Raw genomic sequence first — 12600 nt, 5'->3', positions numbered from 1 at the left:
GTAAACGGGCGTTAATTACGCCGCATCCTGAGGCAGGCCGTTGCCAGAGGTCGAGCGCGCGTCGACGGCAACTGTCCGCGTCAACGCATCCTTGCGCATCTGCAGATCTACGACAGGCGCGATCGACCGGGCCGGTTTCTTCTGCGGATTGAGGTGGCGGATCATGTCACTGACCGCAAGAGGAACCAGGCTCCACGGCTCGATGAAATAGCGTCCGAACAGGCGAAGCGGATCGTGGGCAAAGCGCACCAGCCATTCAAGGCCGGCGCGCCCGGTCCAGCGCGGCGGCGTGAAGGTGACACCCGCCTCATAATCGAAAGCGCCACCGACCGGCAGGATAACCGCCGACGGCAGGTTGCGGTAGTTGCGTTCGACCCAGACTTCCTGACGCGGCATACCCATACCGATGAGGATCACATCCGGTGCTTCCGAAGCCAGTGTATTGAGCAGGGCGTCATTTTCTGGACCATTGATGTCGAAATAACCGCTATGGACGCGGAGATGCAGGTCGGGATACCGCGCGACGATGCTGTCATGCGACGCCTGAATATGCTCCGGACAACCGCCGATATGGAAGATTTTCCAGCCCTTTTCCTGGGCCAGGGTCCAGAAGGTTTCGCGGAAATCGAGATAGGTACAGCGATGTTCTGTCGATACGTCGTAGCCCAGCAACCGCCCCCAGGCAATCAGCGGCGTCGAGTCGATTTCGATGAGATCGGCGCGACGATACAGGGCGCGCATTTCGGGATGCTTGTGGAACAGGTAGACGCTGTGCAGATTGTGATTGGCGATGACCGTCCGCACGCCCTTGCCGACGCGCTCGGACACGAAGTCCATGACCTGATCAGGCCTTACGACGTCGACATCGACCCCCAACAATTGCAGACGGTATGGAATACTCATGCCCTTAGCATACCTGGCTATGCTTGCGATCCGCTAAAAAGATAAAGTAAACGGTCGTTTACGCTGACGTTTCATCCTGTGAGCGAATTCAGTCTGGCGCTGAAAGTCCGCTGCACATGTTCTGCATGGGAATCCGACAGAAGCTACCGTATACAACCCTGCACGGAATCCGCCTGTTGCGTGAAACACTCTGACAATGCAAAAGGCCGCCGGAAAAGCCGGCGGCCTTGCAAGTTCTATGCATCCAAGGACTATCCTCAGGTGAAGTAGAGGTCGTCCTTGGTGACCGTGGCACCACCGGAGATCAGGGCCAGCTCAAAAGCCGCGCCCGCGCCGTTGCCATCGGCATCCCAGTAGAGCTTGTGCGCCACGCCATCCCAGATGAACTGGGCGCCGGACCCGACCGCTGCCGCACCGACCGTGAATTCCGCCGCCGTCAGCACATGGCCAGCCGCAAAGCCGTAATCGGCGCCGGAGAAGACCAGGCGGTCCACACCATGCGCAAAGTCGGTGATGTGGTCGTGACCATTGATGGCGACTGACGAGAAAACAAAGTCGTCCGCCTGCGCCCCACCACCCAGCACGTCGTTGCCATGACCGCCGACGAGAGTGTCGGAGCCTACGCCGCCCGACAGCTTGTCGTGGTCGTTGCCGCCGACCAGACTGTCATTGCCGTCCCAGCCGTTGACGGTGTCGTTACCGAGACCACCGGTCAGCGTGTTGTTGCCGACATTGCCGTTGAGCTGGTTGGCCAGGCCGTTGCCCGTACCGCTGATGTCGGCGATGCCGGTCAGATACAGGATTTCGGTGTCCGGCGTCAGCGCGAAGCTGATCGAGGATTTGACCGTATCGGTGCCCTCGCCGAAGTTCTCATAGACCCGGTCGCCGACGTGATCGACGACATAGGTGTCGTTACCGGCACCGCCATACATCTGATCGTTGTCGATACCGCCATCCAGGATGTCGTCACCGTCACCGCCGCGCAGGGTATCCCAGCGCACGCCGCCGTTCAGCACATCGTTGTCCGCGCCGCCTTCCAGCGAGTCGGAGCCTTCGCCACCGGACAGCGAGTCGTTGCCGGCGCTGCCGAACAGGGTATCGTGACCCGCTCCACCTTCGACCGTGTCATTGCCCGCCGCACCATCCAGGACGTTGTTGCCCACATTGCCACGAATGATATTCACGCCGCCATTGCCCGTGCCGTTGATGTTCGAGACACCAATAAGCTGTAGGTTTTCAAGGTTTGCGCTGAGCGTCCAGCTTGCGTCTGCCTGGACCTGGTCGATCGCGCCGTCGTCCACCGCCTGATCAACCGTTTCGTCGATCACGTCGTTGACATCGTCGATGATGTACAGGTCGGCGCCAGCGCCGCCGTAGAGGCTGTCACGACCCGAACCGCCGTCGAGACGGTCATTGCCATTGCCGCCATGTATCGAGTCGTTGCCGTCGCCGCCACGCAGCGTATCGTTACCGTCCAGGCCGCGCAGCGTATCATTGCCGCCGAAACCTGAGAGCGAGTCGCCACCCGCACCACCAGTGAAGTTATCCGGCGTGATATTGCCGTTCTGGTAGACGCCAGTATTGGCCGCCGACGGAATGAAGTCCATGTCGTCGAAGCGTAAGGTTTCGACGCCCGTGACGCGATCCTGGCCCTGATCGCCATTTTCCGGGAAGTTGTCGATGACGTAATAGCCACCCGAACCATCCTGGGTAATGGTGTACTGTGAACGCAGGCCATTGAAGCGCGCGATGTCGTTGCCGTCACCGCCGTTGACGATATCGTGACCTTCGTTGGAGGTGATGAAGTCGTCGCCAGTGCCGCCGTTGAGCGTATCCTGGCCTGCCCCGCCAAACAGGGTGTCGTTGCCGATACCGCCATCGACCGTGTCATTGCCCTGGTTGGCATAGACCAGGTCGTTGTCGTCACCGCCCGACAAGGTGTCGTTGCCGGCGCTGCCGCTCAGCGTATCGTTGCCGGCTTCCCCCAGCGCCACACCTGCCGTTGCCCACAGGGTCGCGCTGTCCGCGCCCGCGCCACCGTAGAGGTTGCCCGAGCCAACCAGCGTATCGTTTCCGTTGCCGCCGTTCAGGAAGTTGGTGCCTTCGACGTCATAAAGATTATCGTCGTCGTCACCGCCGTTCAGCGAGTCATTGCCATGGTTGCCCGACAGGCTGTCATTGCCGGCGCCGCCATTGATCTGGTCGTCGTTGTTGTCGCCCTGCATCGTGTCGTTGCCGGCATCGCCGTTCAGCGTGTCGTTGCCGAAGCCGCCGAGGACGCGGTCCGCGCCATCGCCGGCATTGACCAGATCGGTGCCGTCATTGCCAAGCAGGGTGTCGTTGCCACCACCGCCAGAAACAACGTCATTGGCCGAACCCGCGTCGACATAGTCGTTGCCGTTGCCGGCGATAAGGCTGTCGTCGCCACCACCGCCGAAGACGAAGTCGTTGCCGTCGCCGGCAGTGACCGTATCCGCATCATCCAGCGCCGAGATCGAGTCATCCGATGCCGTGCCAACGAGGTTGTCGACCAGATCCGTGCCGGTGATGACCGAGCCACCGGAGATCGGCGTGAAGGTCACGTCATTGAAGACGAGGCTTTCGGCGAAGCGGACCGTATCTGAGCCGGTATTGCCGGCATGGTCGATGACCGCGAAGCTGCCGCTGCCCAGGTCGACAACCGAGTAATCGCCACGGTTGCCATTGATGCGCACCACGTCGAAGCCGTCGCCGCCGTCCAGCGTATCGTCGCCGGCGCCGCCGGTAATGCTGTCGTCGCCGACACCGCCGTTCAGCGCACCGTTGCCGGTCAGCGTGTCATTGCCTTCGTCGCCGGTGATGATGTTAACGCCGTAGATGTCGGTGATGACGTCATTGCCAGCACCACCGCGCAGCGAGTCGTTGCCGACCCAGCCGTTGATCGTGTCGGCGCCGTCACCGGCATTGACTGTATCGTCGCCCGTGCCGCCGAACAGCGAGTCATTGCCTGCGCCGCCATTGAGGGCGTCGTCCTGGTCGCCGCCGTCGATCGTGTCGTTGCCGTCATCGCCGTAGAGGGCGTCTTCGCCCGCGCCGCCGGTGATCGTATCCTGATCGTCTCCACCCAGAATCAGATCGTCTTCGTCGCCGCCGATCAGGCTGTCATCACCAGCCTCGCCGTAGATGCGGTCAGGCTCGGTACCGCCCAGGACAGTGTCGTTGCCGTCACCCCCGTAGATGACGTCCGCACCGGCCAGGCCGTTGATGAGATCGTCGCCACCATAGCCCCAGACCGTATCGTCGCCCGAGCTGGTATTGGTGCTGCCCGGACGCGTCGAGGTGACACCGGCGGACGAGTTGTCGCTGATCGTGTCGGCGCCGGCCGTGCCGTAATATTCGTAGCCGTAGTTCGGCGTACCGGTATAGCTGCCGTCGAGGAAGATCAGGTCTTCGAAGCCGTAGATGGTGTCGGTGCCGTCCGGCGAATAGGCGCGGTTGTCGATGACCACGATCTTGCCGGCCGTTTCGACGACCGTGTAGTCGTTGCGGTTACCCGCGTAGACCGCCACGTCGCCGGCATCGCCGAACAGCTTGTCGTCACCGCCGTCGCCGCGCAGGGTGTCGAGACCCGTGCCGCCGAACAGCTGGTCGTCGCCGTAGCCGCCGCTGAGCGAGTCGTTGCCGGCTTCGCCTTCCAGCGTATCCGAGCCATAGCCCGCACCGATGGTGTCGTTGCCGTTGCCGCCGTAGAAGTGCTGGTCACCGGTCGACCAGACATATTCATAAAGGGCATCGTTACCTTCGTCGCCATAGGCCTTGGCGTCGTCACCGGCCGCGACGACATCGTCGCCGCCGTCGCCGTGGATCGTGCCCCAGCCGGTGATGGCATCGTTGTCGTCACCGCCGCTGATGCTGCCGGAGGCATAGATGTTGTCCTGGCCAACGCCGCCGAGGACGGTGCCCGAGCCGCTGATGGTATCGTTGCCCGCCTCGCCCTGCAGCAGGTTCGCCGCGTTGTCGAAGTCGCTCAGATTGTCGTTGCCGTCGCCGCCCGACAGGACGTCGGTACCGGCTTCGCCATTGATCGTGTCGTTGTCGGCACCACCCACCAGGGTGTCGATGCCGGCACCGCCCCAGATCAGGTCTTCGCCATCGCCGCCGGAGACATAGTCATTGCCGGCATCGGCGTAGACAACGTCGTAGCCGACGCCCGCCTCGATGCTGTCGTCGCCATCACCGCCGCGGATCTGGTCGTTGCCGGCCAGGCCCTTAAGGGTGTCATTGGCCCCGAGGCCTACCAGGCTGTCGTCATTGCCGCCGCCGGTCAGCGAGTCAGGACCTGCGCCGCCGATCTGGATTTCGCCGGCATTGGCTGCCGTCAGGCCGAGGCTGATATCGGTGAATACCGCCGTTTCGACACCGCTCAGGGCATCGCTGCCTTCATTGGAGCGGTTGGCAACAGTGACGTAGCCACCGACGCCGTCTTCGATCACCGAGTAGTAGACGCGGTCGCGGGCATATTGCGCGATATCCGTGCCCAAGCCGCCGATGATCGTGTCGTCGTCCTGGTCGCCCGACAGCGTATCGTCGGCATCGCCGCCGTCGATCGTGTCCTTGCTCCAGTTACCGTGGATGGTGTCGGAGCCTTCATTGCCTTCCAGGTACTGGCTGCCGTCGGCATAGTAGGGCGCCCAGCCGAAGAGCAGGTCGTTGCCGAGCCCACCCTTTCCTGTGCTGTCGCCAGCGACGCCCAGGGTATCGTTGTCGTCATTGCCTTCGAGCTGACCCCAGCCATAGACCGAGTCTTGGCCATTGCCGCCTTGCAGCGTGCCCGAGCCATAGAGGTAGTCGTTGCCGTCTTCGCCCTGTTGCAGGTCGTCGAAGCCATAGAGCGTATCGTTGCCGATGCCGCCGCGCAGGGTCGAGGTGTTGGACTGCAGGTAGTCGTTGCCTTCGTCGCCGAACAGCTGGTTGAAACCACTGTAATCGGTGATCCGGTCATTATCCTCGTTGCCGTGCAGGGTGTCGGAGCCCTGGTCGCCTTCGATGGTGTCATCGCCGGTATTGCCGAAGGCTTCGTCACTGCCCGAACCGGCATAGATGTGGTCGAGGCCTGCGTCGCCATAAAGCGTATCCGCGCCCGAGTCACCGAACAGCACGTCATTGCCGGCATTGCCGTGGATGATGTCGTTGGCGTCGTCACCGGCCAGACGGTCATTGCCGTTATTGCCGTTGATGGTGTCGTCGCCCGAGTCGCCGATCAGAATGTCGTCGAAGGCCGTGCCGGTATAGACGATGCCGGTATTGCCGCCGAACGGCAGGTCCAGTTCGTCGTCGGCGAAGACCAGCAGCTCGACGCCGTAGATGGTGTCGGTGCCTTCCGAGCCGGTCTTGGCCGTGATGACCGCGCCGTCGGTGATGTAGCCTTCGCTATCCAGGTTGTAGGTGATGATGTAGTCGGCGCTTTCGATCGTGACATTGCCGAGGCCATCATTGGTCTCCGTCCGGACCAGCATGTTGCCGCCGTAACGCGCCTTGTCGAAGCCCGAACCGCCGTACAGCAGGTCCGCGCCCTGGTGGCCGGTCAGGGTGTCGTCGTTCTGGCCGCCGATCAGGGTGTCGTTGCCGCCATAGCCGTTCAGTTCGTCGGTGCCGAGGCCGCCGTCGAGGACCTGGTCGCCGCCATCATAGGTGCCCGGCGTATAGCCATAGAGGGTGTCGTTGCCTTCGCCGCCGAGACCCGTGCCACCGTTCTGAACGTAGACATGGTCATCGTCGAGGCCGCCGTCGAGCGTGCCAGCACCGAAGATCGTGTCGTCGCCCGCATCGCCGGAGACAACGCCGGAGCCGCTGATATAGTCGTCGCCGTCAGCGCCGCCGACCGTACCCGAAGCTGTAATCGTGTCATTGCCCGTACCACCGTCGACCGTATCGGAGCCGGCACCGCCGGTGATGAGGTCATTACCGGCATCGCCGAGAATGCTGTCATCGCCTGCGCCACCATCGACCGTGTCGTTGTCGCTGCCGCCGCTCAGGGTATCGTTGCCGTCCTGGCCCAGCAGGGTATCTTCGCCGGTGTCGCCGATAATGGCGTCATTGCCAATGCCGCCGTCGAGACGATCGAAGCCGCCTGCGCCATTGATGGTGTCGTTGCCGTCACCACCGAAGATGATGTCGTTGCCGATGTCGGCCGAACCCGGGACGCTGGTCGTCGCTAGGGCCAGGGCCGCGCCCAGCACGTCATCGCCGGCACCGCCAGTGATGCTGTCGTCGTAATAGGTGCCGGTGAAGGTATCGTTGCCGGCCGTGCCGGTGAAGACCTGGCCGGTATTGGCGTTCGATACCTCGAACTCGATGTCGTAGGTACGGATGATATCGAAGCTGTTCAGGCGGTCTTCGCCTTCGTCACCATTGGAGGTGCGGTTGTCAACGACATAGTAGCCGCCCGCGCCGTCCTGCATGATCGAATACTGCTCGCGGCGCTGGGCGTAGGTCGCGACGTCGTAGCTGTCGCCACCGTCGAGGCTGTCATTGCCCTGCGCGCCATTGACCGTGTCGTCACCGCCGCCACCATTGATGGTGTCGTTGGCATCGCCGCCATAGAGGGTATCGCTGCCTGTGCCGCCATCAACGCTGTCCGCGCCCCAGTTGGCGTAGATGACGTCGTCGCCCGAACCGCCGTCAAGGGTCTGCGCGCCGTCGGTACCGAAGGGATGCGCCCCAACCAGGGTGTCGTTGCCGCTTTCACCATAGCCCGTGCCGCCGGTATAGACGGCCAGATAGTCGTTGTCGCCGCCGCCATAGAGCGTGCCCCAGCCGCTGACGGCGTCGTTACCGGCGCCGCCCTGCAGCACGCCCGTGCCGCTGACCGTATCGTTGCCCGCGCCGCCGTCCAGCGTGCCGGTGCCTGTGACCGTGTCGCCGTCTTCGCCGCCGAACAGCATGTTCTGGCCGAGGCTGTCGGTGATCAGGTCCGCGCCATTGCCACCGTAGACGGTGTCGTTGCCGGCGCCGCCATCCAGGCTGTCATTATCGAAGTCCGGATTGCCGTCGACATTGCCGTCGGCATTGTCGGCAAAGCCGCCGACGGTGGCATTGGTACCGTAAAGCACGTCATTGCCGGTACCGCCCAGCAGGGTGTCGTCACCCGAGCCGCCAATGATGGTATCATTGCCATATTCACCGCGCAGCACGTCGTTGCCGATGCGGCCCAGCACCAGGTCGTGGCCGCCGCCGGCATTGACGCGGTCGAAGCCGGACATGGCGTCGATCGTGTCGGAACCATCCACGTCCGTGAAGAAGAACGGGCCCGCGCCGGGGATAGAGTCGTCGGCGGTCGTGCCGTTGATCAGCGCGCCCGCCACGGTTGGCGACAGGTAGTACTCGCCGTCTTCGAAGATCAGCAGCTCAATATTCGTAAGCGTGTCGGTGCCTTCCGGCGAACCGACACGGTTATCGACCACGGTGGTGACACCGGCCAGCGTCGTGATCGTGTAGTCGGTGCTGTTGCCGCTGTAATAGGCGACGTCATAGCCCGCGCCACCGTTCATGGTGTCGTTGCCGTCCAGGTTCGAGTCACCGAGGAAGATATCGGAACCCGCACCGCCTTCGAGGCTGTCGTCGCCGTGCAGGCCTTCCAGCTTGTCGTTGCCGTCGCCGCCGATCAGGGTCTGTGCACCGAAGGCGCCCGTTACGGTGTCGTCGCCCGTGCCGCCCAGGCCCTGGCCGGTAGAGACCGTCACCTGGTCATTGCCTTCGCCGCCGTCCAGCGTGCCGGTGCCGAGCAGGGTGTCGTCACCGCCGTCGCCGAACATCTGGTTGTTACCCGAGTAGTCGTTCAGATAGTCCTTGTCCGCGCCGCCGTGGGCAGTGTCGTTGCCGCCGCCGCCATAGAGGCTGTCGTTTTCCGTACCGCCATCCAGGCTGTCGTCGCCCTCGCCGCTCGACAGGGTGTCGTTGCCAGCAAAGCCATTGACGGTGTCGGCCAGCGGGCTGGCGGTAATGTTGTTGTTGTCGGCATTGCCGTCATAGCTGCCGCCGCCGACCACGATCGTGGCATAGCCGGTGCGCAGGCCCGACGCGCCATTGCCATCGCTGACCTGGTAGCTGAACGCGGTCGAGCCGACAAAGCCGCCATTCGGCGTGAAGGTGAAGGTGCCGTCGGGGTTCCAGCTGAGCGTGCCATTGAGGCCCGTCGTATTGACGCCGACAACGGTCAGGGCGTCGCCGTCCGCATCGCTGTCATTGGCCAGCAGGCTGGTGCCGTTCAGGGTTTGGCCCGGCAGGACGGTGTAACTGTCGTTGCCGACAACAGGGGCGGCGTTCTGGACCGAGATGGTCACGGTCGCCGTATCCGTCAGGGCGCCGTCGCTGACCGTATAGCTGAAGGTCGTTGAGCCCGAGAATTCAGCTTCCGGCGTGAAGACGAAGCCGCCATCCGCGCTGTAGGTCACCGTGCCGCGCGTGCCGGTCGTATTTATTGCCGTTACCGTCAGGGCGTCGCCGTTCGGATCGGTGTCGTTGCCGAGGACGCCGGGACCAGCGATGGTCAGAACGTCGCCGGCATGGACCGAGTAGTTGTCGTTGACGCCGTTCGGCGCGGCCGATTCCACCGTGATGCTGACCGTGGCCGTATCGGTGCCGCCGGCGCCGTCGCTGACTGTGTAGCTGAAGGTGGTGACACCGGCAAAGCCGGCTTCGGGCGTGAAGCTGAAGCTGCCGTTGGCGTTGTGCGTCAGGGTGCCGTGCAGGCCGGTCGTATCGACCGCCGATACCGTCAGGGGATTGCCGTCGACGTCGGTGTCATTGTTCAGCACGCCCGGCGCCGCAATGTTCAGGACCGCGCCGCCATTGACGGTATAGCTGTTGTTATTAGCCACCGGGTCGTCATTGACCGGCGTGACCTGGACGTTGATGTTGCCGTTCGACGTCGTGAAGCCATCCGACAGGGTGTAGGTGATCTGCGCCAGGCCGGTAAAGTTGGCCGATGGCGTGAACACGATATTGCCGCCGCTGATGACCGCGCTGCCGCCCGACACGCCGGCAATACCGGAGATGGTCAGGGCGTCGCCATCGGCATCGGTATCGTTCCCCAGCAGGGTCGCAATCGAGATGTTGAGGGCGTTGTCCTCGGCCGTCGAGGTCGAGTCGCTGCCCGCGACCGGAGCGGTATTGATGATGAAGGTCTGGTCGGAGAAGACCAGGGTGCGGATATTGGTCAGGGTGTCGGTGCCGTCATTGCCATCCGTGCCCGGCTGGTTGTCGGTGACGGTCGTGACGCCGCTGGAGGTCGTGATCGCATAGCTGGCGCGCGTGCCTGCGAAGATCGCCTGGTTGGCGCCCGTGCCTCCGTCCATGGTGTCGTTGCCGACGCCGCCGACGAGCGTATCGTTGCCCGCACCGCCCAGCAGCGAGTCGAGACCCGCCAGGCCTTCCAGGCGGTCATTGCCGCCAAGGCCGGAAATCGTGTCATTCAGTATGGTGCCGGTCAGGGCGCTGGCGCCGGAATCGTCGCCTTCGCTGCCGGTGATGCTGGCGCCGGCAATGCCGGTTTCGACCGAGACCTGCTGGTCGGCGAACACCAGGGTCTGGACGTTGGTGACCGTGTCGGTGCCGTCCGGCGAGCCCGAACGGTTATCGATGACCGTCACACCCGTCGTATCACCAACGATGGTGTACTGGCTGCGGTTGCCCGAGAAATAGACAAGGTTGGTGCCGCCGCCGCCGTCGATAATGTCATTGCCCTGGCCGCCCGACATCGAGTCGTCGCCATCGCCGCCGATCAGGCTGTCATTGCCGTTCTCGCCACGGAGCGAGTCGTCGCCCGTACCGCCATAGACACTATCGTCGCCGCTGGACGCATAGACGGTGTCGTTGTCGGCATCGCCGTAGATTTCCTTACCGTAGCCGTCATCCTGGATGTAGTCGTTGCCTGCGCCGCCAGACAGGGTGTCGTGGTTGCCGTCGGTCGTGTAGCCGTCATAGCCGTAGATCGTGTCAGCGCCATCGCCGCCCCCGATACTGACGGCGCGGTAAGTACCGTCATAGGCGTAGCCGTACTTCTGCAGGCGGTCATTGCCCGCGCCGCCGTCCTGCCACTGACCGTAAAGGGTGTCGTTGCCATCGCCACCGATCAGGGTGTTGATCGATTCCGAGTCCTCAATATAGTCGTTGCCCGCGCCACCGATCAGGCTGTCGGCGCCCGCATTGCCGTAAAGCGTGTCATTGTCGGCGCCGCCGGACAGGGTGTCGTTGCCTTCGTTGCCGTAAAGGGTATCGTTGCCCTCACTGCCTTCCAGGCTGTCATGGCTCTGGTTGCCGCTGATATTGTCCGCACCCAGGCCGCCGATAACGGTATCGGCGCCCTTGCCGCCACTCACCGTATCATTGCCATCACCGGCAAGAATCGAATCCGAGCCGCCCAGACCGTTGATCGAGTCGTTCGACGCCAGGCCATTGATCGTGTCGTCGCCCAGCGTGCCGTTCAGCGTATCCGGATCGACGGTGCCGTTGATGACCGTGCCGGGATTGCTGCCGTAAACCAGGTCATTGTCGGTAAAGCTCAGGATTTCGACGTTGCGCAGGACGTCCGTGCCCTGGGGCGACCCGGAACGGTTGTCGACGACCGTGATCGTGCCGGCGCCCACATCTTCGGTGATCGTATAATCGCCGACTTCGCCCGAATAGTAGACCGTGTCCGCCTGATCGCCACCGTCGATGGTGTCATTGCCCTGGCCGCCGTCGAACTCATCGTAGCCGTCGCCGCCAATCAGGCTGTCATTGTTGTTCTCGCCACGGATCGAGTCATCGCCCGTACCGCCATAGACAGTGTCGTCTCCGCTGGAGGCGTAGATGGTATCGTTGTCGGCGTCGCCGTAGATTTCCTTGGCGTAGCCATCGTCCTGGATGTAGTCGGCGCCCGCGCCGCCCGACAGGGTGTCGTGATTGCCGTCGGTCGTGTAGCCGTCATAGCCGTAGATCGTGTCGGCGCCGTCACCGCCCGACAGGCTAACCGCACGATAGGTGCCGTCATAGGCGTAGCCGTACTTCTGCAGGCGGTCATTGCCTGCGCCGCCGTCCTGCCACTGACCGTAAAGGGTGTCGTTGCCATCGCCGCCGATCAGCGTATTGATCGATTCAGAGTCCTCGATGTAATCGTTGCCGTCACCGCCAACCAGGCTGTCCGAACCGGCATTGCCGTAAAGCGTATCGTCACCAATACCGCCTGTGAGCGTGTCGCTGCCTTCATTGCCCGACAGGTTGTCATTGCCTTCGCTGCCGAGAACCGAGTCATTACCGGCTCCGCCGCCAACCGTGTCATTCTCGGTACCGCCGTCGATCGTGTCAGCGCCCGCACCGCCCAGCAGCGAGTCCGCGCCCGCCTCGCCGAGGAGGCTGTCGTTGTCCGCGCCACCGTCAAGCGTGTCCATCCCGGTCCCGCCGCGCAGGCTGTCATCACCCGCGCTGCCGTTCAGGACGTCGTTGTCGTCGCCGCCGTCAAGCGTATCCGCGCCCTCCAGGCCATCGATATGATCGTTGCCGGCAAAGCCCCGGATCGAGTCCGGACCCGCGGTGCCATTGAGGATGTTGTCGAGATCGTTACCGTCGGCCATGGTGAAATGTCCCTGTAATTATTTTGGAGAAATCGGGCAGAGTACTGGGGAATATGCAGAGGTACTTTGGAAAATCAGGTCGAGGTATCGAACGGGGAAAATAAAA

At 63.1% G+C, this 12600-nt stretch carries 2 protein-coding genes; both read right to left on the bottom strand.

Annotated elements, in window-relative coordinates; all coding sequences use genetic code 11:
* Positions 1-15 precede the first annotated feature (15 nt).
* On the bottom strand, positions 16-903 hold the full coding sequence (locus AC1DON_RS08335) for a WecB/TagA/CpsF family glycosyltransferase (RefSeq protein WP_476934322.1): 888 nt from the start codon (positions 901-903) through the stop codon (positions 16-18).
* 257 nt (positions 904-1160) lie between these two features.
* Entirely contained in the window at positions 1161-12494 is an 11334-nt protein-coding gene (locus AC1DON_RS08330) for a cadherin-like domain-containing protein (RefSeq protein WP_476934321.1), read from the bottom strand.
* Positions 12495-12600 lie beyond the last annotated feature (106 nt).

The organism is Asticcacaulis sp. P4_H10, assembly GCF_056400965.1.
Note: the sequence above shows the minus strand (reverse complement) of the source record. Positions and strands in the feature narration are given on the sequence as shown.